24 protein-coding genes and 1 tRNA gene are annotated in these 24,746 nt (G+C 70.3%); 16 read left to right on the top strand and 9 right to left on the bottom strand.

Annotation, left to right across the window (positions count from 1 at the left end):
- Window positions 1–175: 175 nt before the first annotated feature.
- A tRNA-Ser gene (locus SACE_RS01010) sits at window positions 176–260 on the bottom strand.
- A 49-nt stretch (window positions 261–309) separates the two neighbouring features.
- Window positions 310–789 (bottom strand): MarR family winged helix-turn-helix transcriptional regulator, encoded by a 480-nt coding sequence (locus tag SACE_RS01005; RefSeq protein ID WP_009944905.1) that lies wholly within the window; start codon window positions 787–789, stop codon window positions 310–312.
- 96 nt (window positions 790–885) lie between these two features.
- Between SACE_RS01005 and SACE_RS01000 the strand changes: the two genes are divergently transcribed.
- The 3 genes from SACE_RS01000 to SACE_RS00990 are packed head-to-tail and all read left to right on the top strand — an operon-like array spanning window position 886 to window position 3,111.
- Entirely contained in the window at window positions 886–1,377 is a 492-nt protein-coding gene (locus SACE_RS01000; RefSeq protein WP_009944906.1) for a MarR family winged helix-turn-helix transcriptional regulator, read from the top strand.
- On the top strand, window positions 1,361–2,344 hold the full coding sequence (locus SACE_RS00995) for an ABC transporter ATP-binding protein (protein WP_011872972.1): 984 nt from the start codon (window positions 1,361–1,363) through the stop codon (window positions 2,342–2,344). The genes SACE_RS01000 and SACE_RS00995 overlap by 17 nt, the downstream gene beginning before the upstream one ends.
- Complete coding sequence (locus tag SACE_RS00990; RefSeq protein ID WP_009944908.1) at window positions 2,341–3,111, top strand: ABC transporter permease; 771 nt, start codon at window positions 2,341–2,343, stop codon at window positions 3,109–3,111. Before SACE_RS00995 ends, SACE_RS00990 begins: the two co-directional genes overlap by 4 nt.
- Before the next feature lie 79 nt (window positions 3,112–3,190).
- Here the strand turns inward: SACE_RS00990 and SACE_RS00985 are convergent, their stop codons facing one another.
- Together SACE_RS00985 and SACE_RS00980 are read right to left on the bottom strand one after the other, a co-directional pair.
- Window positions 3,191–4,390: an endonuclease/exonuclease/phosphatase family protein gene (locus SACE_RS00985; protein WP_009944909.1), complete on the bottom strand. Its 1,200-nt coding sequence runs from the start codon at window positions 4,388–4,390 to the stop codon at window positions 3,191–3,193.
- A 154-nt stretch (window positions 4,391–4,544) separates the two neighbouring features.
- On the bottom strand, window positions 4,545–6,092 hold the full coding sequence (locus SACE_RS00980) for a M28 family metallopeptidase (protein WP_044547743.1): 1,548 nt from the start codon (window positions 6,090–6,092) through the stop codon (window positions 4,545–4,547).
- Between the two features lie 131 nt (window positions 6,093–6,223).
- Here SACE_RS00980 and SACE_RS00975 point away from each other — a divergent pair, with 131 nt between their 5' ends.
- Window positions 6,224–7,204, top strand: a complete 981-nt coding sequence (locus SACE_RS00975) for an NAD(P)H-quinone oxidoreductase (RefSeq protein ID WP_009944911.1) — start codon at window positions 6,224–6,226, stop codon at window positions 7,202–7,204.
- A 238-nt stretch (window positions 7,205–7,442) separates the two neighbouring features.
- Here SACE_RS00975 and SACE_RS00970 read toward each other — a convergent pair whose 3' ends face one another.
- Window positions 7,443–8,642 carry a cysteine desulfurase-like protein gene (locus tag SACE_RS00970; protein WP_009944912.1) on the bottom strand — a complete coding sequence of 400 codons (1,200 nt, stop codon included), beginning with the start codon at window positions 8,640–8,642 and terminating at the stop codon, window positions 7,443–7,445.
- A gap of 100 nt (window positions 8,643–8,742) precedes the next feature.
- Here SACE_RS00970 and SACE_RS00965 point away from each other — a divergent pair, with 100 nt between their 5' ends.
- The 6 genes from SACE_RS00965 (at window position 8,743) to SACE_RS00940 (ending at window position 16,110) form a co-directional block, all read left to right on the top strand.
- A complete protein-coding gene (locus tag SACE_RS00965) occupies window positions 8,743–9,282 on the top strand; it encodes a bacterial proteasome activator family protein (protein WP_009944913.1) in 540 nt (179 codons plus the stop codon).
- A gap of 192 nt (window positions 9,283–9,474) precedes the next feature.
- Window positions 9,475–10,338, top strand: coding sequence for a galactan export ABC transporter permease subunit Wzm/RfbD (gene wzm, locus SACE_RS00960; RefSeq protein ID WP_173401298.1), 864 nt, complete (start codon window positions 9,475–9,477; stop codon window positions 10,336–10,338).
- Between the two features lie 13 nt (window positions 10,339–10,351).
- Window positions 10,352–11,170, top strand: a complete 819-nt coding sequence (gene wzt / locus SACE_RS00955; protein ID WP_009944915.1) for a galactan export ABC transporter ATP-binding subunit Wzt/RfbE — start codon at window positions 10,352–10,354, stop codon at window positions 11,168–11,170.
- Window positions 11,167–12,114 (top strand): galactofuranosyltransferase GlfT1, encoded by a 948-nt coding sequence (gene glfT1, locus SACE_RS00950; protein WP_009944916.1) that lies wholly within the window; start codon window positions 11,167–11,169, stop codon window positions 12,112–12,114. The genes wzt and glfT1 overlap by 4 nt, the downstream gene beginning before the upstream one ends.
- Before the next feature lie 160 nt (window positions 12,115–12,274).
- A complete protein-coding gene (locus SACE_RS00945; RefSeq protein ID WP_009944917.1) occupies window positions 12,275–15,610 on the top strand; it encodes an arabinosyltransferase domain-containing protein in 3,336 nt (1,111 codons plus the stop codon).
- A gap of 230 nt (window positions 15,611–15,840) precedes the next feature.
- The gene (locus tag SACE_RS00940) at window positions 15,841–16,110 is read left to right on the top strand and encodes a hypothetical protein (protein ID WP_009944918.1); all 270 of its coding nucleotides are present in this window, start codon (window positions 15,841–15,843) and stop codon (window positions 16,108–16,110) included.
- Between the two features lie 54 nt (window positions 16,111–16,164).
- Here SACE_RS00940 and SACE_RS00935 read toward each other — a convergent pair whose 3' ends face one another.
- Entirely contained in the window at window positions 16,165–16,614 is a 450-nt protein-coding gene (locus SACE_RS00935) for a GtrA family protein (RefSeq protein WP_009944919.1), read from the bottom strand.
- Between the two features lie 139 nt (window positions 16,615–16,753).
- Between SACE_RS00935 and SACE_RS00930 the strand changes: the two genes are divergently transcribed.
- From SACE_RS00930 to SACE_RS00920, 3 genes are read left to right on the top strand one after another with little or no spacing between them, the layout of a single operon-like run.
- Complete coding sequence (locus tag SACE_RS00930; RefSeq protein WP_011872969.1) at window positions 16,754–18,118, top strand: decaprenylphosphoryl-beta-D-ribose oxidase; 1,365 nt, start codon at window positions 16,754–16,756, stop codon at window positions 18,116–18,118.
- Window positions 18,119–18,144: 26 nt separating this feature from the next.
- Window positions 18,145–19,479, top strand: coding sequence for a decaprenylphosphoryl-beta-D-ribose oxidase (locus SACE_RS00925; protein ID WP_011872968.1), 1,335 nt, complete (start codon window positions 18,145–18,147; stop codon window positions 19,477–19,479).
- Window positions 19,476–20,237 carry a decaprenylphospho-beta-D-erythro-pentofuranosid-2-ulose 2-reductase gene (locus tag SACE_RS00920; RefSeq protein WP_009944922.1) on the top strand — a complete coding sequence of 254 codons (762 nt, stop codon included), beginning with the start codon at window positions 19,476–19,478 and terminating at the stop codon, window positions 20,235–20,237. Before SACE_RS00925 ends, SACE_RS00920 begins: the two co-directional genes overlap by 4 nt.
- A gap of 139 nt (window positions 20,238–20,376) precedes the next feature.
- Here SACE_RS00920 and SACE_RS00915 read toward each other — a convergent pair whose 3' ends face one another.
- Both SACE_RS00915 and SACE_RS00910 read right to left on the bottom strand, forming a co-directional pair.
- Window positions 20,377–20,907 (bottom strand): hypothetical protein, encoded by a 531-nt coding sequence (locus SACE_RS00915; protein WP_011872967.1) that lies wholly within the window; start codon window positions 20,905–20,907, stop codon window positions 20,377–20,379.
- A gap of 30 nt (window positions 20,908–20,937) precedes the next feature.
- A complete protein-coding gene (locus SACE_RS00910; RefSeq protein WP_009944924.1) occupies window positions 20,938–21,369 on the bottom strand; it encodes a hypothetical protein in 432 nt (143 codons plus the stop codon).
- Between the two features lie 258 nt (window positions 21,370–21,627).
- Here SACE_RS00910 and cseB point away from each other — a divergent pair, with 258 nt between their 5' ends.
- Entirely contained in the window at window positions 21,628–22,323 is a 696-nt protein-coding gene (cseB, locus tag SACE_RS00905) for a two-component system response regulator CseB (protein WP_021341242.1), read from the top strand.
- Between the two features lies 1 nt (window position 22,324).
- Window positions 22,325–23,524 (top strand): sensor histidine kinase, encoded by a 1,200-nt coding sequence (locus SACE_RS00900; protein WP_009944926.1) that lies wholly within the window; start codon window positions 22,325–22,327, stop codon window positions 23,522–23,524.
- A gap of 49 nt (window positions 23,525–23,573) precedes the next feature.
- Here SACE_RS00900 and SACE_RS00895 read toward each other — a convergent pair whose 3' ends face one another.
- Window positions 23,574–24,083, bottom strand: coding sequence for a MarR family winged helix-turn-helix transcriptional regulator (locus SACE_RS00895; protein WP_009944927.1), 510 nt, complete (start codon window positions 24,081–24,083; stop codon window positions 23,574–23,576).
- A 201-nt stretch (window positions 24,084–24,284) separates the two neighbouring features.
- On the opposite strand from SACE_RS00895, the gene SACE_RS00890 reads away from it, so the two are divergent.
- Window positions 24,285–24,701, top strand: a complete 417-nt coding sequence (locus SACE_RS00890; protein ID WP_009944929.1) for an organic hydroperoxide resistance protein — start codon at window positions 24,285–24,287, stop codon at window positions 24,699–24,701.
- Window positions 24,702–24,746: the final 45 nt, after the last annotated feature.

Genomic DNA, 24,746 nt, shown 5'->3' with positions numbered 1-24,746 from the left:
GTCTTGATCGTTGACGACGTTAGGACGCCGCGATCACTATGTCAACGTCGAGGACAACGTTTCTCGGCACGATTCGCATGTTCGGCCCTCAACTGGGGCGAGAACTTGAGACCAGGCGCAACGGAGCCCGGCGAGGATGGTCCTCGCCGGGCTCCGTTCGTGCTGGTCACAGCGGCGGAAGCGGGGGGATTCGAACCCCCGGTGCCTCTCGGCACGCTCGCTTTCAAGGCGAGTGCATTCGGCCGCTCTGCCACGCTTCCAACATCGCAGCGTAGCCAATCGGACGGGTCCGGAAACAGCCGGGATGCGTCAGGTGTCGGTGCTGCGCAGGCGCGCGGTGAGCTTCCCGAAGACCTTGGCCAGGACCTCCTGGTCCTCCGGGTCGATCTGGTCGATCATGTGATCGCGCACGCCCGCGACGTGGGTCGGAGCGGCCTCGCGCAGCCTGCGCTCGCCCGCCTCGGTAAGCATCGCGAACACCCCCCTGCCGTCGCTCGGGCAGTCCTCGCGGCGCACCAGCTCCGCCGCTTCCAGGCGCCGGATCTGGTGCGAGATGCGGCTCTTGGAGTGCGCCACCTCGGTGGCGAGCTCGCTCATCCGCATCCGCATGCCCGGCCGCTCGGACAGCCGGACGAGGATCTCGTAGTCGGCGATCGAGAGTCCGTGGGCGGCCTGGAGCTCGCGGTTGAGCCGGTGCTCGAGCAGGGCGCTGCCGACGATGTAGGAGCGCCACGCGGCCATCTCCCGGCCGTCCAGCCAACTGACTTCAGCGTCGGACACGTTCTTCACTCGTTCAGGCTACAAGGCGGATACATCGGAACGGATGATTCCGTCCGCGCGAAAATGATTTGCCGACTAACTGTTCCCGCTCGCTACGATCGTGGGGTGGCCGGCCTGCTGGAACCGGATCCCGAGCGGATGCCGCTGGGGCGGCTGGTCGCGCTCACCGGCCAGCGGCTCGGCAGGCACTGGCACCAGGCCGTCACCGCGCACACCCAGCTGAGCGGGACGGCGCTGGCAGCGCTGACCGCGCTCGCCGAGCACGACGGCCTCACCCACCGCGACGTCGCCAGGCACTGCTGGGTCCGCCCGGCCACGCTCACGCCGGTCGTGGACGCGCTCGCGGCCGACGGCCTGTTGAGCAGGAAGCGCGACCTCAGCGACCGCCGGGCCGTCCGGCTGTGCATCACCGCCGCGGGAAGGCAGGCGCTGCGCGAGGCGTTGGAGGGGGTCGGCGCTCGGTTCCGCGCGATCGCCCCGCCCACGACCCCCGAGGAGGAGGCGGTGATCCGCGCCTACCTGCTCACGATCCTGGACGGGCTCGACGCGGTGGAAGCGACCGAAGCGAGAGAGGGCAGCAGTGACGTCTGCGGTTGAAGTGGTCGACCTGGTCAAGAGGTACCCGAAGAGCGCGTCCAACGCCGTCGACGGGCTGAGCTTCGAGGTCAGCCCCGGCGAGGTGTTCGGACTGCTGGGACCGAACGGCGCGGGCAAGACCACCACCGTCGGGATCCTCACCACCCGGGTCCTGCTGACCAGCGGTACCGCGCGGGTCGCCGGGATCGACGTCGCCGCCGACCCGGTCGCCGCCCGCGGCAAGGTCGCCGTGGTCCCGCAGCGGGTCAACCTCGACCGCTCGCTCAACGCCCGGCAGAACCTGGTCTGGCACGCCAACTACCACGGCGTCGGCAGGTCCGAGCGCCACCGGCTCGCCGACGAGCTGCTGGAGCGGATGGGCCTGTCGGGCAAGGCGAAGGCCAGGGTCGACGACCTCTCCGGCGGCCAGGCCCAGCGGCTGATGATCGCCCGCGCGCTGATCCACCGTCCCGAGGTGCTGTTCCTCGACGAACCGTCGACCGGGCTGGACCCGCAGGCCCGCCTGTTCGTCCACGACCGCGTCACCGAGCTGCGCGCCGACGGCGTGACGGTGGTGCTGACCACGCACGACATGGACGAGGCGGAGAAGCTCTCCGACCGCGTCGGCATCGTCGACCACGGCAAGCTGCTCACGCTCGACACGCCGGAGAAGCTGATCAAGTCGCTGCCCGGCAGCGGCACCCTCGCCGTGACGGTCCTGTCGGCCGGTGTCGACGAGCACGAGCTGTCCGAGCTGCTGTGCGCGGTGCGCGGGGTCGAGCGGGTGGAGTCGGTCAGCGCCGGCCAGACCGCCGAGGCCGAGCCGGAGCTGCGACTGCGGCTCTACGTCGAGGGCGAGCCGTCGGCGTTGCTGGGGCCGGTCGCACAGGCCCTGCACCAGCGGCAGGTTCCGATCATCGACCTGTCACCGGGATCGGCGACGCTGGAAGACGTGTTCATCGAACTCACCGGGAGAGAACTGCGATGACCTCCGTCCGCGCGTTCACCGCGGTCCTGGGCCGCGACGTCTTCGTCACCGGGCGGGAGCTGCCGAGCTTCCTGGCGCAGGTGCTGGTGCAGCCGGTCGCGATGCTGTTCATCTTCGGCACCGTGCTCGGCCAGCTCGGTTACACCCAGCCCGGCTACGAGCAGATCCTGCTGCCGGGGATGATCGCGCTCAACGCGTTCCTGGTGTCGCTGCAGAACACGTCGTTCCCGCTGGTGCTGGACTTCTCGTTCTCGCGGGAGATCGAGGACCGGCTGCTGGCGCCGCTGCCGATCAGCCTGGTCGCGGTGGAGAAGATGCTGTTCGGGGCGCTGCGCGGGCTGTTCGCGGCGCTGCTGATGGTCCCGATCGGCATCCTGATGTTCGGCACCGTGGCGTGGGACCTCGCCGGACTCCCGTTCGCGGTGCTGTGCATGCTGCTCGGGTCGCTGTCCGGCGCCGCCGTCGGCCTGACGGTGGGAGCCGCCGTGCCGCCCCGGCGCATCAACATCATGTTCGCGGTGATCCTGGCGCCGCTGATGTTCACCGGCGCGACGCAGTTCCCGTGGGCGCAGCTCGACCAGCTCCGCTGGTTCCAGGTGCTGTGCGCGTTCAACCCGCTGACCTACCTCAGCGAGGGGATGCGCGGCGCGCTGCTGCCGGAGGTGCCGCACATCGCGCCGTGGATCTGCGTGCTCGCGCTGGTGGCGGCGACGCTGCTGTTCGGCGTGCTGGGCGTGCGCTTCTTCCTGCGCCGCGCGCTGGACTGAGACGCCGTCTTCGATCTCCGAAGCGGCGAAGCCGCTTGGCCCACCCGGGCGAGTTCGAAGACAAGCGATGAGCCGCGCGTCAGTCGTGGTAGGCCGCCAGCACGTCGACCCAGACCAGGTGGTGGTCGGAGGTGTCGTTGAGCCGGGACAGCTCGTCGTGGCCGCCCGGCCAGAACACGCCTGAGCGCAGCGCGACCAGCGGCAGCGACGGCAGCACGTAGTCCACCCGCAGGTTGCCCGGGCTCTGGTCGCCGAAGTCGGCGGTGTCGAAGAACGGCGCTCCGCGGTGACCGGTGTTGGCGCCGCCCTGGTTCCGCGCCGCTTCGACGGCCCCGAAGCTGCCGGGTCGCGGGTCGACGACGCGCTGCGCGTTCAGCAGTTGCGTGGCCGCGCGGTCGGCGCTGTCGCCGTCGTTCGGATCGGCGTTCTGGTCGCCGGCGATGACGAAGGGCGCGCCGCGTTCGAGGCCGCCGGTGCGGCCGGCGTCGTCGTAGACGTAGCCGGCGCCGGCGACGTAGTCGGCCCAGAAGCGGATCTCGTCGTGGTTGCGCACGCCGTTGCGGTCCTCGGGACCGTCGAAGCTCGGCGGGGTCGGGTGCGAGGCCAGCAGGTGCACGGTCCGGCCGCCGACGTGGATCGGCAGGTCCCAGTGCGACTTCGACGACAACCGCAGCGCCTCCTTCTCCCGCGGTGAGTACCAGTCGGCGGGCTCGGGCGTGGCCGGGTCGTCGGGGAGCATGGCGCCGGGCATGTCGGTCCAGCGGAAGTTCTGGAACGTGCGGACATCACCGATCGGGTGCTTGGACAGCACCACCATCCCGTACTGGCCCGGGAACTGGCCGAAACCGTACGCGTCGCCGGGGCCGCCGGTGCTGCCGTCGTTGTCCAGGTCCATCCCGGACGGCACGCCCGTGTTGACCGGCGCGGTGTAGGCGTAGGGGTAGTCGACGGGCTGCGCGCCGTTGTGGCCGACGGCGAGGTAGTTGGCGCGGAACGCGTCGACGGCCGCGCCGCCGGGCACGTGGTCGAACTCGTTGAGCAGCACCACGTCGGGCCGGTTGCGCTGCACGACCTCGGCGACCTTGCGCGCCTGCTCGTCGTCCGGTGTGGACAGGTCCGCCAGCAGCTCGCCTTCGGTGGCGCGGTTGAGCGAGGCGTTGAAGGTGGCGAAACGCACCAGGCCGGGGATGTCGGCGGGCTCGGGAGAGGCGACCGCGGGCGCGGTGACCGAGGCCGTCGCTGCAACCACCGCGGACACGGCGAGGACGGTGCGCTTCATCGGGACTCCATGCTGCTCGGGCTCGGACCGCCGGTTCTCACGTTCGTAGTTTCACCCGCGGACGCGGTTTCCGCGGCCTCAGGCGAGAAGTCGCACTGCGTGCGGGTGCCCCGCCCGTCCCGGTAGGACGGACGGGGCACCTCGCCGTTCCACCTCAGGCGCGGTCGCGCCCGCACCCGTGCGCGTCCGCGCCGTGCGCGTGCTGCTCCGGCTCCGCCGTCGCGACGCGCTGCGCGGTCAGCGCGCCTTCGGCGCCGCGCAGCTGCGCCCGCTGCGCGCGGGTCTGCACTCCGTTCACACCTTCGGTGCTCGCGGCGTAGCGCTGCACGACCGACGCGACGGCCTTGGCGTTGCGCTCCAGGGCGACCCGGTCGACGTTGGCCAGGGTGTCGCCCGGCATGTGGTAGTTCGGGTCGTAGGCCTTGCCGGCCTCGCCGCCCCACTTCGCGGCCTGCTCGGGCGTCTTGATGCCCTCGGCGCCGGTGAACAGGCCACCAGCGGGGATGCCGACCGCGATGAACTCGCCGTAGTCGGAGCGGCCGTCGAAGTCCTTGCCCTCGGTCTGCACCCCGTTTGCGGCCATCGCGTCGACCAGGTCGCGCTCGATCTGCGCCGAGCCCTGCGGGCCGGGGCCCGCGCCGACGCCGTCGGAGTTGTCGCCGTCGTAGGCGAAGTAGCCGGCGTTGGGCGAGCCGATCATGTCGAAGTTCAGGTAGAGCGCGATGTCGAGCTGCTGCTCGAAGCTCAGGCCCTGCACGTACTTGGTCGAACCGACCAGCCCCGACTCCTCGGCACCCCAGAACGCGAAGCGGACCGCGTTGTTCACCTTGGGCGTGCTGCCGAGCCGCAGCGCGGTCTCCAGCAGACCCGCGCTGCCGGTGCCGTTGTCGTTGATGCCCGGGCCTTCGGGAACGCTGTCGAGGTGGGCGCCCGCCATCACCACGTTGTCGGCGCGTCCGGTGCGGGTCTGCGCGACGACGTTGCGGGTCTTGACGGTCTCCAGCCGCGACTGCACGTCGAGGTGCACCTCCGCACCGGCCTGGCCGGCCAGCGCCTCGCCGACCTGCTTGGTGACGCCCGCGGTCGGGATCCGGGCGTCGGCCGGGTCGCCGAGGGTGCCGTTGAGCGCGCCGTCGACGTTGTTGTAGATGATCGCGCCGACCGCGCCTGCCTCTGAGGCGATGCGCTGCTTGTCGGCGAAACTGCAGGTACCGCGCTGGATCAGCACGACGGTGCCGCTGACGTCGGTGCCCTGGTAGTCGGTCGCCTCGCAGCCCGGGGTCGGGTCCGGCGGCAGCACCGAGAGCGGTGCGGTCAGCCCGCCCTGCGGGGTCGCGGGCGAGTACTCCAGCGCGTCGCCCTCGACCGGCTGTCCCGCCACGGCGAGACCGAACTTGTCGAGGTAGTAGGCCTGGTACTCGAACTTCGGAGTGGTGACGTCGAACCCGGCCGAGCGCAGCTTGTTCGCGACGTAGTCGACGCTGGCCTCGTAGCCCGGACGTCCGGAGGCGCGGTTCCCGCCGTTCTGGTCGGCGATTCGCTGCAGGGCGACCAGGTGCCGGTTGACCGCGTTTCCGCTGATCCGGTCACCGAGGTCGCGCGAGGGAGCCGCGGAAGCGGGCGCGACGGCCACCGCGAGAGCAGCGCAGCTCGCGAGGACCGCGGTCGTCACACGCCCGGATGTGATGGTTCGCAAACTCATCATTTCCCCCGTTTCGGGTGAGTACGTGACGATCAGCCTTGAGACAACTACCCGGCGAAGTCAAGAGTTCACCTGCAAAGGTTAAGAACCAGGAATACGTTCCCCTTTTTGCCGGACTACCGTCTTGAACCATGTACGCCATCGCGATTCGAGAGCCGGGCGACCCGGACGTGCTGGAATGGACCGAGCAACCGGACCCGAGCCCGGGGGCGGGAGAGGTGCTGGTCAAGGTCGCGGCGGCCGGGGTCAACCGGGCCGATCTGCTGCAACGGCGGGGTTTCTACCCACCGCCGAAGGGAGCCAGCGAGATCCTCGGGCTCGAGTGCTCGGGCACCATCGCCGAACTGGGTGAGGGGGTCACCGGCTGGACGGTCGGCGACCAGGTCTGCGCCCTGCTCTCCGGAGGTGGATACGCCGAGCAGGTCGCGGTGCCCGCCGCTCAGGTCCTGCCGGTTCCGTCCGGTGTGGACCTGGTCGAAGCCGCCGGGCTCCCCGAAGTCACCTGCACAGTATGGTCCAACGTCGTCATGGAGGCAGGTCTGCGCGGCGGGCAGTTCCTGCTGGTGCACGGTGGATCCGGCGGGATCGGCACGTGCGCGATCCAGGTCGCCACCGCTCTCGGCGCGCGGGTCGCGGCGACGGCGGGATCGCCGGAGACGCTCCAGCTGTGCCGCGAGCTCGGCGCCGACCCCGCCATCAGCTACCGCGACGAGGACTTCGTCGAGGTCGTCAAGGGTCTCGGCGGCGCCGACGTCATCCTCGACAACATGGGCGCGTCCTATTTGGACCGCAACATCTCCGCGCTCGCACCCGACGGGCACCTGGCCGTCATCGGCATGCAGGGCGGGCGCAAGGCCGAGCTCGACATGGGCAAGATGCTGGCCAAGCGGGCACGGATGTCGTTGCTCGCGCTGCGCAGCCGCCCGGTCGAGGGAGCCAACGGCAAGGCCGCGATCGTCACCGACGTCCGCGAGCGGCTGTGGCCGCTGGTCGAGGAGGGCAAGGTGCGGCCGATCGTGCACGGCCGCATCCCGATGCGGGAGGCCGCGCGGGCGCACTCGGCGCTGGACGCCGGCGGCGTGCGCGGGAAGATCCTGCTCACGGTCGACTGAGTTCCGCGGCGGTGGCGACGCCAGGCGGCGTCGCCACCGCGGACTCTTGGACGGCGGCGTTCGCGCTCAGGCGCAAGCTCGCGCGGCGCGCGGAAGCGGACGCGCGGAGAAGACGGCGGAAACGGCGGGGCAGGACTTCTGGAGGACGGCTGCCCACCGGAAGACGGGCCGCCCGCTGACGGAGACGGCCGCCGGAAGACGTGCCGCCCACTGGAGGACCGGAAGGCCGCTGGGGTCGTCAGCCCAGTTCGGCGACGGCCCTGACGAGCTGGTCGACCTCGAAGGCGTTGGTGTAGTGCGCCAGGCCGACGCGCACCGCGCCGCCGACCTCACCTACGCCGAGCACCGCGAACACGCCGTGCGTGCCGGGGTCGGCGAACGCGCAGACACCGCGCTCGGCGAGGTGCTCGATGGCGTCCTCCGCCTTGACCCCGCTGACGGTGAACGCCATCGAGGGCACCCGGCGCATCGCGTCGCCTATCACCATCACGTGCCGCAGGCGTCGCAGGCCGTTGGTCAGGTTCGCCAGCAGTCCGGCCTGGTAGGCCTTGACCGATCCGAGCGAGGTGAGCAGCCGCTCGCGGCGCGGGCCGATCGCCGCCTCGTCCAGCGACGCCAGGTAGTCGACCGAGGAGACCACGCCCGCCAGCAGCGGGTAGGCGTGCGGACCGAGCTCCATCCGCTCCGGTCCGCGGGCGCCGGGCTCCAGCGCCACCGAGGGGAGCTGGTCGAGCATCGCGGGGTTGCGGAACACCAGCGCGCCGACCGGCGGCCCGCCCCACGCCGAGGCGTTCACCGCGACCACGTCGGCACCCATCGAGGCGATGTCCAGCGGCACGAACGGCGCCGCCGCCGAGGCGTCGACCACCACCAGCGCGTCGTGCTCGGCCGCGGCCTCCGCGGCGGCGCGCACGTCGGGCCGGGTGCCCACCGCGCCGGAGGCAGCGGTGATGGCGACGACCTTCGTCCGGGGCGTGACCAGCTCCTTGTACTGCCAGGCGGGCAGCTCGCAGGTCTCGATGTCGACCTCGGCGAAGCGCACCGAACCGCCGGAGCGCTGCGCGGCGCGCTGCCACGGCGCCACGTTGGCGGGGTGGTCCAGGCGCGAGACGACGACGTCGTCGCCGATCATCCAGCCGTCGCCGAGGGCGTCGGCGAGCCGCTGCAGGAGGACGGCCGAGCTCGGGCCGAGCACGACCCCCGCGGGGTCGGCTCCGACCAGGTCAGCAATCGCGCGACGGGCGGCATCCACGATCGCCTCGGCGCGCTGCGACGCGGGGAAGATCCCGCCGGGGCCGGATACCGGGGCCCGCAGCGCGGTCGATACCGCGGTCGCGACCTGTTCAGGCACTTGCATACCCGCCGGGGCGTCCAGGTGCACCCACCCATCGCCGAGCGCGGGGAACAGCCCGCGCACCGCAGCGACGTCGAACGCCATGCGTGACACCGTACGGAGGACACCGATGCATCTCGCCTCCGGGTGGCCCATATCGCATCCCCGCTCGCCCCGGCCGGCGCGGGCAAGCCAGGATGGAGCCATGAACCAGAGCGAGCACGAGCAGAGCGAGGGCAGGCCCCAGGTCTTCGTGGTCGGCGAGGACGGTGCGCCGATCGGCGCGGCCTCCGGCTCGAGCGAGGGCGGCGAGCGCGGCGAGGACATCAACGAGCTGGTCGAGCAGCCCGCGAAGGTGATGCGGATCGGCACGATGATCAAGCAGCTGCTGGAGGAGGTCCGCGCGGCGCCGCTGGACGAGGCCAGCCGCAGCAGGCTCAAGGAGATCCACCAGTCCTCGATCCGGGAGCTGGAGCAGGGCCTCGCGCCGGAGCTCATCGAGGAGCTGGAGCGGCTGTCGCTGCCTTTCGCGCAGGAGGCCACCCCGTCGGAGGCGGAGCTGCGGATCGCCCAGGCCCAGCTGGTCGGCTGGCTGGAAGGTCTCTTCCACGGCCTGCAGACGGCGCTTTTCGCCCAGCAGATGGCCGCCAGGGCGCAGCTGGAGCAGATGCGGCGCGGCCTGCCCGCGGGCACCGGCGACGTCGAGACCCCGCACCAGCCCCGGGGCACCGGCCAGTACCTCTGAGCGTTTTCGGGGGAACCGCGAGTCACCCGCGGAGCCCTGCTTCCGCGGGCGTTCGCGACCCTGCGCGCATACCCCCGCACGAGACGTGAGCGACAGCGTGAACCCGCCCGGAAAGTGCGGAATCCGCGATGGCTGTCCGTGAGCGGTGCCCAGGGCCGGAACTCGCACGGGCGGTCGGTACTCTGACGCACCGTGCAGGCCACAAGCACGCTAGAGCGATCAGAAGCACCGCCCGAGACGTCGTCGCGGAGCTGGCGCAAGGCGTTCAAGGACATTTCCGACGGGTTCCAGCAGCGTCAGCTGTGGGCCCATCTCGGTTGGCAAGACATAAAGCAGCGCTATCGCCGCTCGGTGATCGGCCCGCTGTGGATCACGATCAGCATGGCAGTGACGGTCACCGCACTCGGCCTGCTGTACTCACAGCTGTTCAACCAGGAACTGAGCGTCCACCTGCCCTACCTCGCGGTCGGGTTCATCATCTGGGGCTTCATCGGCAACAGCATCAATGATGGTGCAGAGGTCTTCATCTCCAACGAGGGCCTCATCAAGCAGTTGCCGTCTCCGGTGTCGATCCACGTGCTGCGCCTGCTGTGGCGCCAGGTGCTGTTCTTCGCGCACAACCTGGTCGTCTACTTCGTGCTCATCGCGATCTTCCCCAAGCCAGTCGGTCTCGGAGTGCTACTGGCCATTCCGGCATTCGCGGTGCTGGCCATCAACGGGGGCTGGGTGATGATCGTCGTGGGGATCATCTCCACCCGCTTCCGCGACATCCCACCGGTGACCCAGAGCATCGTCCAGCTGATGTTCTTCATGACGCCCATCGTGTGGAACTACGACCAGTTCCGGGCCAGCTCGAACCCAGCCATCGCGGAGCGGGCAAAACTCGCCGAGATCAACCCGTTCATGCACTTCCTGGAGATCATCCGCCGCCCCATGCTCGGGGACCCGATCGTTTGGCGGCACTGGATCGTGGTCGGCGTGATCACGGTCGTCGGCTGGGCAGCGGCCCTGCTGATCCTGCGCAACTTCCGTGCCCGTGTCTCCTACTGGGTGTGAGTGAGGCTGAACCGTGGTCAGCATCGACGTTTGGAACGCAGCCGTCGACTTCCCGATCTTCGACGCGAAGTCGAGATCGCTGAAGAAGGCCGTGCTCGGAAAGGCCGGCGGCAGGATCGGCACCGACAGCCGGGTCCCGATCATCGAGGCCCTGCACGACATCAACCTCTCCCTGCGCCACGGTGACCGGGTGGCGCTGGTCGGGCACAACGGCGCGGGCAAGTCCACGCTGCTGCGGCTGCTCGCCGGGATCTACGAGCCGACGCGCGGCAGCGCCCGCGTGGTCGGCAAGGTCGCGCCGGTCTTCGACCTGGGCGTGGGCATGGACCCGGAGATCTCCGGGTACGAGAACATCATCATCCGGGGTCTGTTCCTCGGGATGAACCGCAAGCAGATGGAAGCGCGGATCGACGAGATCGCCGAGTTCACAGAGCTGGGCGACTACCTGGAGATGCCGCTGCGCACCTACTCCACCGGCATGCGGGTGCGGCTGGCGCTGGGCGTGGTCACCTCGATCGACCCGGAGATCCTGATCCTGGACGAGGGCATCGGCGCGGTCGACGCCGACTTCCTGGAGAAGGCCCGCGACCGGCTCAACGACCTGGTCAAGCGCTCGGGCATCCTGGTGTTCGCCTCGCACTCCGACGAGTTCCTCATCGAGCTGTGCAACACCGCGCTCTGGATGGACAAGGGCGGCATCAAGGAACGGGGCTCGTTGCGCAGTGTGCTGACGCACTACAAGGGGCACGACCCCTTCGAGAATCTGAGCGAGGAAACCCTGGCCCGGATCGGCGAGTCCGCGGCCTCGATCGGGAGCGAAGAGGGCTCATGAGCACCGACTCCGAGCAGCAGCCGACGCCGCAGGTCCCCGAGGTTCCCGGGGGGTCAGTGGTGGCGGTGATCGTCACCAGGCACCGCAGAGAGCTGCTCGCCGAGTCGCTCAAGGTCATCGCGACCCAGACCCGCGTGCCCGACCACCTCGTCGTGGTCGACAACGGACCGGACCAGCCCGCGCGGGACGTGGTCGCCGAGTGCCCCATCCCGTCGACCTACCTGGCCTCGCACCGCAACCTCGGCGGCGCGGGCGGGTTCGCGCTCGGCATGCTGCACGCGCTGTCGATCGGCGCGGAGTGGGTGTGGCTCGGCGACGACGACGGCCGCCCGGGCGACGACCGCGCGCTGGAGACGCTGCTCGACGAGGCGCGCCGCCGCAAGCTCGCGGCGGTGTCGCCGGTCGTGGTGAACATCGACACGCCGGACAAGCTCGCCTTCCCGCTGCGCCGGGGCCTGACCTGGAAGCGCACCCCGGAGGAGCTGCGCACGCCGGGTTCGGACGGCGACTTCCTGCCGGGCATCGCGTCGTTCTTCAACGGCGCCCTGTTCCGCGCCTCGACGCTGGACGTGGTGGGCGTGCCGGACTACCGGCTGTTCTTCCGCGGCGACGAGGTCGAGCTGCACCGGCGCGTGGTGCGCTCCGGCCTGCCGTTCGGCACGACGCTGAAGACGCGGTTCGTGCACCCGGACGGCTCCGCGGAGTTCAAGCCGATGCTCGGCGGCCGCTTCCACGCCCAGGACCCCTCCGACGCGAACAAGCGCTACTACACCTACCGCAACCGCGGTTACCTGCTGTCGCAGCCGGGCATGCGCAAGATCGGCGCGCTGGAGATCCTGCGCTTCGGGCTCTACTTCGTGGGGCACCGGCGCGACCCGAAGGCGTTCCGGGAGTGGCTGCGGCTGCTTCGCCAGGGCAGGCGCGAGCACTTCTTCCGGCGCTGAGGCGGACCGGTCACCGGGTGGTCACGAAACACTGAGAGTGACCTGAGAAGGAGCTGAGTCAGCAGGTCACAGCGTTACCGGTGACCACTCGTTCGTGTCCAGACACACATGCACCGAACGCCGCGGCCGGGCTCGTACCAGCGGCTACTATTCTCCATTCGTGTTTACTGGCCAGGACGACGACAGCCGGAAGGACGACGACGGAACTCCGTCGGGCTCCTCGGCACGAGCAGCGAGTAACGGTCACGACGCTCCAGCCACGCGGCTGAAGCTGTTCGCGGCGATCACCGGACTGCTCGGCACCGTCCTGGCGCTGGCACTGCCGTTCCTCCCCGTCAACCACGAGGTCACCACCCTCAAGTGGCCGACGGCGCAGGGCACCAAGCCGGTGTCGGCTCCGCTGGTGTCCTTCTCCCCGGTCTGGCTCAACGCGAACGTCTCCTGCGAGACCGCGCGCGGACTCGACGCCCGCACCGACGGGCGGCCGGGGACCCTCCTCAGCACCAACCCGCCGAACTCCGACTACGGCAACCTGACCGGCCTGGTCCTGCAGGTCGACAACAACATGTTGACGCTGCTGTCCAAGGGCCAGTCGCTGAGCACCGTCCCGCTCCCCGCGGGCGACTGCACGATCTCGGTGCACTCCGACGCGGGCGGCACCACCGCCAACGTCGGCGACCAGCAGCTGGCCTCGACCCGCGGCGACCAGCGCCCGCAGCTCACCGGCGTCTACTCCGACCTCGACGAGTCGGTCGACAACGTGCGGGACCTGTCGTTCGAGGCCCGCGTCGACAACCGCTACGAGAGCAGCGCGACGGTGCTGAAGCTCTCGGCGATGGCGCTGGTCGTGCTGGCGTTCATCGGCTCCGTCGTCGCGCTGCGCAGGCTGGACGTGCGCGCGGGCCGGCGACCGCCGCGCCTGGTGCCGCCGGGCTGGTGGAAGCCGACGTTCCGCGACGTCGCGGTGATCGGCGCGCTCTGCGTGTGGTGGGTCATGGGCGCCATGACCTCCGACGACGGGTACATCCTGACGATCGCGCGGGCGCGCGAGACGGCGGGCTACGTCAGCAACTACTTCCGATGGTTCGCCGTACCCGAGGCGCCCTTCGGCTGGTTCTACGAGCTGTACTCGTTGTGGGTGCAGATATCCACGGCGACGCCGTGGGTGCGGCTGCCCGCCCTGCTGATGGGCATCGTGAGCTGGCTGCTCATCAGCCGCGAGGTGCTGCCCCGCCTGGGCCGCCAGGTCCGGCGCAGCAACGCGGCGGGCTGGGCCGCGGCGGCGGTGTTCCTGGCGTTCTGGCTGCCCTACAACAACGGCCTGCGGCCCGAGCCGGTCGTCGTGCTGTTCTCGCTGCTCGCCCTGTGCGCGGTGGAGCGCGCGGTGGCGACCGGGCGGCTGATGCCCGCCGCGCTGGGCCTGGTGGTGGCCGCGCTGGCGGTGGGCGCCAACCCGCACGGCCTGGTGGCGGTGCTGCCCTACATCGCCGCGCTCAAGCCGCTGCTGCAGATCGTGCGCAAGCGTGCGCGAGAGTTCGGCTGGGTGCCGGTGCTGGCGCCGATCGCGGCGTCCGGCTTCGTGATCCTGACCGTGGTCTTCTCCGACCAGACGCTCCAGTCGGTCCTGGACGCCACCGACCTGCGCACCGACCTGGGCCCCAGCCAGGACTGGTACCAGGAGCTGAGCCGCTACAACCTGCTGTTCAGCCAGACGCCGGACGGCTCGATGACCCGCCGCATCCCGGTGCTGCTGGTGATGCTGTGCCTGACGACCTGCGCGGTCGTGCTGCTGCGCAGGGGCAAGATCCGCGGCGCCGCGCTCGGCCCGAGCCGCAGGCTGCTGGCCGTGGCCGCGCTGTCGTTCGTGGTCCTGGCGCTGACCCCCACCAAGTGGACGCACCACTTCGGCCTGTTCGCCGCCGTCGGCGGCGCGCTCGCGGCGCTGACCGCGCTGGCCACCAGCAGCACCGTGCTGCGTTCGAAGCGCAACCGCGCGGCGTTCTTCGCGGGGCTGATGCTGGTGCTGGCCTTCGGCACCACCGGCCCCAACGCCTGGTGGTACGTGTCGGGGTGGGGCGTGCCGTGGTTCGACAAGCCGCCGCTGATCCTCGGCTACAGCGCGAGCACGGTGTTCCTGCTCATCGCCGCCATCACGATGATCGTCGCGTTCGTCGAACACCTGCGGCTCGACCCGCACAACCCCGAGGTCGTCGACGAGAAGGCGCGCGGCATGGAGGGCCAGAGCCGCGCGCTGCGGCTGGGCACCGCCCCGCTGTCGATCATCTGCGCGCTGCTGGTGGTTTTCGAGCTGGCCAACTTCGCCAAGGTCATCCAGAAGCAGTGGGGCAGCTACAGCCTCGGCGCGGACAACGTCAAGCAGATCACCGGGTCCAGCTGCGGCCTGTCCGACTACGTGTACGTGGAGGCCAACCCGCAGGCGGGCATGCTGAAGGTCTCGGCGAACCAGCCGACCACACCCGCTCCCCCGGTCAGCCCGGACGTGCCGGTGCCCGCCAAGCGCCTCAAGGACAAGGAGTCGCCCGAGGCGTACCTCAAGGCGAAGCTGGAGGGCTTCAACCGCTCCGGGCTGCCGCAGGGCGACGGCAACGACCCCGATGAGCCCGACTGGTCCCCGCCGCACCGCTTCGGCGGCGACAACGCTCCGGTGTGGGGCAGCTACGACCAGACCGGCACCGGGATCGGTGAGCTGCGCACCCAGTGGTACGACCTGCCCGAGCGCGCCGCCAACGGCGAGGTGCCGGTGGTCGTGATGCTGGCCGGCGCCAACGGCGGCGCCAACTCGGCCTACATCGAGTTCGGCCGCGACACCGACCAGGGCTTCCAGGTCATGCAGCGCCACTACGTCCCGGTCAGCCCCGGCCCGGAATGGCGGGACCACCGGGTCACCGTGCGCGGCGACGCCGAGGGCGCGACGAAGATGCGCGTCGTGGCCACCGACCAGTCGCTCGGGCCGAACGGCTGGGTCGCGGTCAGCGCACCGCGCGCGCCGCAGCTGCGCAACATGACCGACTTCGTCGGCGACGCGCCGACCTTCGTCGAGTGGACCGCGGCGCTGGTGCACCCGTGCCTGCAGATCCCGGGCATCCGCAACGGCATCGCCGAGATGCCCAAGTTCCGGGTGTCGGCGGGCGCCGAGGTGCGCGACATCGGTCAGGGCTGGTCGTCGCCGGACAGCGGCGGCCCCCTCGGGTGGCTGAACATCACGACGAGCATGCGTGAGCTGCCGACGTACGTGAAGAACGACATCCACCGCGACTGGGGCTCGCTGTACCGGGTCGACCCGTTCGTGCCGGACGCGCTCCCGGCGGAGGCGGCGATGGAGGTGCACCCCGAGACGCACTGGGGCACCTGGACGCCGGGGCCGCTGAGCAAGACGGTGCAGCTGCCCGGCGACGTGCCCAACTCCGACGACCGCAACGACGTGCAGGGCTTCGGGGACAGCGCGGAGGAGCCGCAGCCCGGCCAGCACCCGTGAGGTAGGCGGCCGGAGCCGTGAGGCGGCGGGCAGCCGTCGCCTCACGGCTCCGGCGGCAAGCCTGCGCCGGGCGGCTCCGGCGTCCGGCTCGCGCCGCCTGGCTCCGGCAAGCTCGCGCCGGGCGGCTCCGGGCCGCCGCCTCCTACGCCCTGGGCGAAAGCGGGGCCCGTGCGGTCAGCTCAGGGTGAAACCGGGTGTCACCGCGTCCGCACGCGTGGTGACCTGGATCCATGACCAACAACACCCGGCAGAACCTCGTGCTGCACCTTTCGGGTGCCGCCCAGCCCCTGCACGTCGCGCTGGACCCGGCCGAGGCCGACGCCCTGGTCGAGCAGCTGCCCGAGTTCATGGCGGCCGGATCGGCCAGGACGCTCAAGACCGCCGACGGCGGTCGCTTCTCGGTCAACTTCGCCCACGTCGCCACCGCGCACGTCGAGAACAGCCGGGGCGACGCCAACGCCTACGGCGCCCCGTCGCGCGGCGCAGGCTTCGTCCGCTGACGTGAAAAAGCCCCCGCGGGCCGGGGCCTGCGGGGGCTGGTGCGACGCGGTGGGTCAGTCGCGGAACACGACCCACTTCAGCATCACGAAGTTGATCAGGGTGCCGAGCCCCTGCGCCACGACCCAAATCAGGGTGAACTGCCAGTTCGCGTAGGGCGAGGTCAGCCAGATCAGGAGCTGGTTGGTGCCGACGTTGACGAAGAACGTCACGGTGTACAGAACGGCGAACGCCCCGGCCTTCGCCCCGGCATTGCCCGTCCCTGCACCGCTGAAAGTGAACTTTCGGTTGATCAGGTAAGAAGCCGTGGTGCCGAGGATGAAGGAGATCGTCTTGGACACCCACGCCGGCCAACCGAGCCCGGCGAGCAAGGCCATGTACGTGCCGTAGTCGATGATGGCGCAGCCGCCGCCGACGACTACGAAGCGGATCAACTGGTTGAACACGCCGAGTCGCTTGACCTCGGGGTTCGCGGCTTGTTCGGCAGCTGGTTCGGCCACGGCCACTGCTTCACCTCAGGAGTTGCGACGACAGGCGAGGACGACGTGAGTCCGCCCGGCAGTCTATCGATGACCCCGAGCACACCGCCGGGGACCGGCCGCACCCGCCCGTATCGGCACCCGACCCGCGGATAGACTCGGCTGGGTGGGATCGGTAAAGGACGAGCTTCAGACGCTGACCGGCTGGGGGCGCACCGCGCCGACCACGGCTCGTGTGATCAGCACCCCCGATGTGGAAGTGATCGCGAAGGCGGTCCGGGAGGCCGGTGAGCGCGGCGTCATCGCGCGCGGCCTCGGTCGCAGCTACGGCGACCCCTCGCAGAACGCCGGCGGCACGGTCATCGACATGACCGCGCTCGACCGCGTGCACCAGGTCGACGTCGACAACGCCATCGTGGTCGTCGACGCGGGTGTCTCGCTCGACACGCTGATGCGGCGCCTGCTGCCCTACGGCCTGTGGATCCCGGTGCTGCCCGGCACCCGCCAGGTCACCGTCGGCGGCGCCGTCGGCTCCGACATCCACGGCAAGAACCACCACTCGCAGGGCTCCTTCGGCAGCCACGTTCTCGCGATGGACCTGCTCACCGCCGACGGCCAGGTCAGGAGCCTGACCCCGGACGGTGAGAACTCCGAGCTGTTCTGGGCGACCGTCGGCGGGATGGGCCTGACCGGCATCATCCTCAACGCCACCATCCGCCTCAAGCGGGTGGAGACGGCGTACTTCCTGGTCGACAACGTCCAGACCAAGAATCTCGACGAGCTGATCGAGCACTTCACCGACGGCTCCGACGACAACTACATCTACTCGGTCGCCTGGTTCGACTCGCTGGCCCGCGGCGACAAGCTGGGCCGCGCGCTGCTGACCCGCGGCAACTCGGCCAGGATCGAGGACCTGCCGAAGAAGCTTCGCAAGGACCCGCTGAAGTTCAACGCGCCGCAGCTGATGACCGCCCCGCCGATCTTCCCCAACGGTCTGGTCAACAAGTACACCATCACCGCGTTCAACGAGGTCTGGTACCGCAAGGCGCCGACGAAGTTCGGCATGGTCCAGAACATCACGCAGTTCTTCCACCCGCTGGACCTGGTCGGCGAGTGGAACCGGGTGTACGGGCCCAACGGCTTCCTGCAGTACCAGTTCATGGTGCCGTTCGGGCAGGAGGCGATGTTCCGCCGCTCGATCGACAAGATCAGCGCGTCGGGCCACGTGTCCTTCCTCAACGTGCTCAAGACCTTCGGCAAGGGCAACGACGCGCCGATGTCGTTCCCGCGCGAGGGCTGGACGCTGACCGTGGACATCCCGATCACCCCGGGCCTGGACCGCCTGTGCGGCGAGCTGGACGAGATGGTGCTCGACGCGGGCGGCCGGCTCTACCTGGCCAAGGAGTCGCGCACCACGCCGGAGATGATCGAGCGGATGTACCCGCGGATCGGCGAGTGGCGCAAGATCCGCGCCTCGGTCGACCCCGAAGGCGTGTTCCATTCCGACCTGTCCCGGAGGCTGAGCCTGTGACCGCTGCCGTGGAAACCCGGAAACTGATGGGGTGGGCCCGCACCTCCCCGACGACGGCGCGGGTGGTCAGCACCCCCGACGTCGAGGTCATCGCGCGTGCGGTGCGCGAGGCCGACGAACGCGGCGTCATCGCCCGCGGCCTGGGCCGCAGCTACGGGGACGTGTCGCAGAACGCCGGCGGCACCGTCATCGACATGACCGCGCTGAACCGCATCCACGACATCGACCGCGACAAGGCGGTCGTCGACGTCGACGCGGGCGTGAGCCTGGACCAGCTGATGCGGGCCGCGCTGCCGCACGGCCTGTGGGTCCCGGTGCTGCCGGGCACCCGGCAGGTGACCATCGGCGGCGCCATCGGCTGCGACATCCACGGCAAGAACCACCACTCGCACGGCAGCTTCGGCAACCACGTCGTGTCGATGGACCTGCTCACCGCCGATGGCCAGATCCGGACGCTCACGCCGGACGGCGAGGGCTCGGAGCTGTTCTGGGCGACCGTCGGTGGTGTCGGGCTGACCGGGATCGTGTTGCGCGCCAAGGTGAAGATGAAGCGCACCGAGAGCGCGTACTTCATCGTCGACGCCGACCGCACCAAGGACCTCGACGAGACGCTGGAGCTGTTCTCCAACGGCTCGGACATGAACTACGACTACTCGATGGCGTGGTTCGACGCGATCTCCACCGGCCCGAAGCTGGGGCGTTCGGCGTTCTCCCGCGGTTCGCTGGCCAAGCTCGACGAGCTGCCGCCGAAGCTGCGCGCGGATCCGCTGAAGTTCGACGCGCCGCAGCTGCTGACCTTCCCGGACGTGTTCCCCAACGGGCTGGCCAACAAGCTGACGTTCAGCACGCTCAGCGAGATCTGGTACCGCAAGACGCCGAAGCAGGGGCGCGGGCAGGTGCAGAACCTGACCGCCTTCTACCACCCGCTGGACATGTTCGGCGAGTGGAACCGCGCCTACGGCTCGAAGGGTTTCCTGCAGTACCAGTTCATCGTGCCGTTCGAGGAGGACGAGGCCCTGCGCAGGCTCGTGCAGCGGATCGCGGAGTCCGGGCACGTGTCGTTCCTCAACGTCCTGAAGCGGATGGGCGACAGCAGCCGCGCGCCGCTGTCGTTCCCCATCCCGGGTTGGACGATCACCGTCGACTTCCCGATCAAGGACGGGTTGCACCGCTTCTGCGAGGAACTGGACGAGATGGTGCTGGGTGCGGGCGGCCGTCTGTACTTCGCGAAGGACTCGCGCACCACGCCGGAGATGGTCCGGCAGATGTACCCACGTCTCGACGAGTGGCGCCAGGTCCGCGCCGCCGTCGATCCCGAAGGAATCTTCAACTCCGATCTGTCCCGAAGGTTGTCCCTATGATCGACGCGGTTGGAAACCCGCAGTCCCTGTTCATCCTCGGCGGTACTTCCGACATCGCGCTGGCGACCGCGGAGCAGTACGCGGCGCAGCGCCCGCTGCGGATCATCCTCGCGGCGCGCCCGGAGGAAGCCGATCTCGTGGAGGCCGCCGCCGAGCGGCTGCGCAAGACCGGCAGCACCGTCACCACGCTTCCGTTCGAGGCCACCGACCCGCAGACCCACGGCGAGGTCGTCGAGAAGGCGTTCGCCGACGGTGACATCGACGTCACGCTGGTGGCCTTCGGCGTCCAGGGCGACAACGAGAAGGGCTGGACCGACCCGGCGGCCGCTCGCTTCGTCGCCGAGGTCAACTACGTGGCCCCGATCTCGCTGGGCGTGCACCTGTCGAACAAGCTGCGCAAGCAGGGCCACGGCCACATCGTCATGATGTGCTCGCCGGCCGGTGAGCGCGCGCGGCGCTCGAACTTCGTCTACGGCTCGTCGAAGGCCGGTGCCGACATCTTCTACACCGGCCTGACCTACGCGCTGGCCGAGTCCGGCGTGAAGGTGACGGTCGTGCGGCCGAACTTCGTGAAGACCAAGCTCACCGAGGGCATGAAGCCCGCCCCGATGGCACAGACGCCGCAGCAGGTCGGCGCCGCCATCATCGACGCCGTGCGCAAGGGCAGGGAGTCGATCTGGGTTCCGGTGCAGATGCGCTGGGTGATGAGCGTGCTGCGGCACCTGCCGCGGGCGATCTTCCGCAAGCTGCCTTTCTGACCAGCGCCTGGATTTCGCAGGCGGAAGGCCCGCGAACCTGCCGGCGGCCATGGGCCACCCGGAGGTTCGCGGGCCTTCCCGCGTCCGGCTGTCCTCGACTCGAGAGCCGACCACGCAAGTCGAGTCCGAAGACAGGCACTCACACCAGGCGTTCGCCGTTCCAGGCGTAGGTGCGCGTTTCGTGCGAGCTCGGGCAGCAGTGCGGGTCGTCGGGCGCGAAAACCGCCTGGACCACCTCGAGCTTCCCGTCGCTGACCCGCACGTCGAAGTCCAGCCCCTCGAAGGCGAACACCTGCCGCAGCTCACTCTCCCGCACGGAGTAGACGTAGGCGGCCAGCATGCCGCCGCTGCCACCGGAGTCCACCCGCACCACCAGGTCGTCCTCGCCGTCGGCGGTGAGATCGGTGTAGACGGGGTCCGCGAGACCGCACGCGCCGCACGCTTCCAGGGTCTCCTTGACACCCTGGGAAACCGCCGGGTCGGTGAGCAGCGTGCGCCTGATGTCGACGTTGCGGATGTTCGCGAGCTGCTCGGGCCGCACGTCCGCCGGAGGCGGCGTCAGCACGGGCGCCGGTCCTTCGACGCGCAGTGCGGGATGTCCGCAGCTCGGGAGCGTCGCGATCGCCCCCGCCACGGCCAGCGCCCCGGCGAGTCGACGTGGTCCGCGCACCTTCGGCTCCGTTCGTCGGTACGGCCCGGCTCAGTACCGCACGGCCACGTCCTCCGGGAGGTTCGCCGGCTGGTTGGCCAGCTGGTCGGCCTTCTCGGGCGGAAGGCCGTCTGCGGTCACCGTGTAGCGGCTGTAGTAGTTCCCGTCGCCGACCTCGCGCACCTGGTCGACCCGCAGCGTCGCGTCAGGGTAGTACTGCGGCGGCGCGCCGGCGCAGTCCGGCTCGCACGGGTTGAGGACCAGGGTGCCGTGTGCCACGGCCTCTTCCTGCCCCCACCGGGTCCACTTCAGGTCCTGGAGACCGTCGTGGGAGGTGATGGAGAAGTTCCCGGGCTGCTCGGCCGCGTGCTGCCACCTGTCCATCAGCTTGACCGGCTCCGGGGTCTCGTCGCTCCACGCGATACCGCCCGCCGTGCACGTGGCGACCGTGATCGCGGCTGCCACCAAGGAGATCTTGCGCATGGTCGTTCTCCGTCCAGCTCGTGCCGCCGCTCCGATCGGCGGCTTCGACGCAGAAGCTAGGGACGGTTCTTCGCGCTGTTCCCGCAGTCGTGTAACAGCCGTTCATCGAACGGGATCGCGTCTCCGCCGGTGGCAGGGACGGTGCGTCGATGAGCGGCCGTTGCAAAGCCTCCGGCCAACCGCAACGGTCCGCTTGTAGTGTTGCGCGCGCTCGGCCGGGACGAGGACCGGTGCCGTCGGGATCCGTGGAGGGTGTGGGTGGATACGTCGCAGGACGTGGGCGACTGCTCGCGCTTGCTGCTCGTCGAGGACGACGCGGTGTTGCGCGAGGCCACGCAGCTCGCGCTGGAGCGCTACGGCTACGACGTCCGCACGGCCGTGGACGGGCTGGCCGGATGGGAGGAGTTCCAGGCTGACGCGCCGCAGGTCGCCGTGCTCGACGTGATGCTGCCGAACCTCGACGGCATCGAGTTGTGCCGCCGCATCCGCGGGTGCAGCCACGTCCCCGTCCTGATGCTTTCGGCTCGCACGGACCCGCTCGACGTCGTCCAGGGCTTGGAGGCCGGTGCTGACGACTACGTCGTCAAGCCGTTCGACACCTCCGTGCTCGTCGCACGGATCCGCTCGGTCGTCCGGCGGCTGCGGCGCGAACCGGCCCCGGCGTCGGCCGTCCGCACGTTCGGGGATCTCGAAGTGGACCTGGACTCGCTGGAAGTCCGCCGAGCGGGGCGGTCGGTGCCGCTCACGCCGACGGAGCTGCGGTTGGTGCTGGAGTTCGCGGCGCAGCCCGGGGTCGTGCTGACCAGGAGCGCGCTGCTGGAACGCGTGTGGGATTACGCGTGGGGCGGCGACACGCGCGTGGTCGACGTCCACGTCCAGCGGCTGCGCGCCAAGATCGGCCGGGAGCGCGTGGAGACAGTGCGCGGGTTCGGCTACAAGCTCGTGCCCGGCTGACATGCGCGTCCGCACGAAACTCGCCGTCAGCATCGCCGGAATCGCCGCGGCGGCCAGTCTGGCGCTGGGCCTGACGGTGCACGAGGTGACGCAGCGGACCAGGCAGGACCAGGCGCGGCAGGTGCTGGCCGAACGGCTGGAGCTCGCCGCCCGCGCCTACGGCGACACGGGTTCGCTCACCCTCGGAACGCGGCTCGACGATCCGGGGCTACCCGCGCCTCTGCGAACCGCGGCGCACTCGGGGCAACTCGCCACGTACCTGGACGAAGCGGCGGACGGCAGCGAGTTGTGGGCGGCGACCTCGGTGCTCGGGCGCGTGATGTCGGCGCACACGTCGTTCGAGTCGGAGCAGGCCGGGATCCGCGAGCTGGACCGCACCATCATGGTCGCGGGCACCGCCACCGTCATCACCACGACACTGCTGGCCATCATGATCGCCGCGAGCCTGGGGCGCCGGTTGAGCACCGCGGCCGCCACCGCGCGCGAGGTCGCCGGCGGTGCGCTCGACGCGAGGACCGGGTTCTCCCGCACGCGCCGGCCGCGCGACGAGGTCACCGACCTGGCCGGCGCCCTCGACGGGATGGCCGCCGCGCTGCAGGCCCGCATCGAGGCCGAACAGCGGGTGACCGCCGACATCGCGCACGACCTGCGCACCCCGGTCGCCGGTCTGGTCACCGCGGCCGAGCTGCTGCCTCCCAGCCGTGGCACCGAACTGGTGCGCGACCGGGTCGCGGTCCTGCGCACCCTGGTCGAGGACGTGCTCGAAGTCGCCCGCTTGGACGCCGATGTGGAGGTCGCCGACAACGACCACGTCTCCACCGCGGAGTTGGGGAAGCGGTGCGCGGCCGCCAGTGGCGCGGAGCTGCGGGTGCTCAAGGACGCCCAGGTCAGCACGGATCCGCGCCGCGTGGAACGAATAGTGTCGAATCTGGTGGCCAACGGACTGGCGCACGGCGAGCCGCCGGTCGTGATCACCGTGGACGGTCCGGTGCTGCGGGTGCGCGATCGCGGTCCGGGCTACCCGCCCGAGCTGCTCGAGACCGGCCCGCGGCGGTTCCGCACCGCCGCACCGGCACGGGGCCGGGGACACGGCCTGGGACTCACGATCGCGACCGGCCAGGCGGGCGTTCTCGGTGCGAGCCTGACGTTCGCGAACCACGAGGACGGCGGCGCGATCGCGACGCTGCGCCTGCCGGACTGAGCGATGACGTCAACCGCGCTCTTTCCCGTGCCCGCAGGAAGACCGCGGCTCACTTCCCCCGGCGGGCAGGGCTTTCCGCGTCGGTGAGCGTCGAGCGGGCCTGTTCCGCGGCGGCGTCGACCTGTGCGGTGAGGCGGTCCAGGGTGTCGCGGAGCGCGTCGAGCTCGTCGACCGGCATGCCGGTGGCGCACAGCATGCTCGCCGGGACGTGTTCGGCGCGGCGGCGCAGGTCGCGGCCGTCGCCGGTGAGGGCGACCTCCACCGACCGCTCGTCGCCCGCGCTGCGGACGCGGGTGACCAGCCCGGCTGATTCCAGGCGCTTGAGCAGGGGCGACAGGGTTCCGGAGTCCAGGCGGAGGGCGGCGCCGAGGTCTTTGACCGAGACCGGTTCGCGCTCCCAGAGCACGAGCATCACGAGGTACTGGGGATAGGTCAGGCCGAGGTCGGCCAGGAACGGCCGGTAGAGGTTGGTGAAGGCGCGGGACGCGCTGTAGAGCGCGAAGCACACCTGGCGGTCCAGGGTCAGGTACGACTCCCGCCCGGCGTCCGAAGCACTCATAGCGGGCGAAGCTACCACCCGGTTTCGGTGGCGCTCAACTCAACCGTGCGCAATCTTTGCAGGTCACGGGCATTCAGAGGGGAACACAGTGATGAAACCCACTTTGGTTGTGCACAATTGAATTGCGCGCTACCTTCGCTGGCGAACGGCATCCGGCAGGTTCGCCGCAGCGGCGGGCCGCCCGACCGAAAGGGGCCAATCGTGAACGTCCTCTACACCGCCGAGGCGACCGTGACCGGCCAGGGACGCAGCGGACACATCCGCTCCTCCGACGGCACGCTGGACACCGGCCTGAGCATGCCCAGGGAGCTGGGCGGCGCAGGCGGTGCCGGCACCAACCCCGAGCAGCTCTTCGCCGCCGGCTACGCGTCCTGCTTCCACAGCGCGCTGCACCTGGTCGCCGGGCGCGCGAAGGTCTCGTCGGAGGGATCGTCGGTCACCGCGCACGTGAGCATCGGCAAGGACCGCGAGGGCTTCGGCCTGGCCGCCGAGCTGGTGGTCGACCTGCCGGGCGTGGAGCGCGAGCGCGCCGAAGAACTGGTCGCGCAGGCGCACGAGGTGTGCCCCTACTCCCGCGCCACCAGGGACAACATCGAGGTGCGCGTCAAGGTCGCGTGACCGGTCCCGGGAGTTCCGCGGCGGGGCCTCGCCGCGGAACTCCCG

Origin of the sequence: Saccharopolyspora erythraea NRRL 2338, assembly GCF_000062885.1 — a bacterium.
Classification (GTDB): Bacteria; Actinomycetota; Actinomycetes; order Mycobacteriales; family Pseudonocardiaceae; genus Saccharopolyspora_D; species Saccharopolyspora_D erythraea.
Note: the sequence above shows the minus strand (reverse complement) of the source record. Positions and strands in the feature narration are given on the sequence as shown.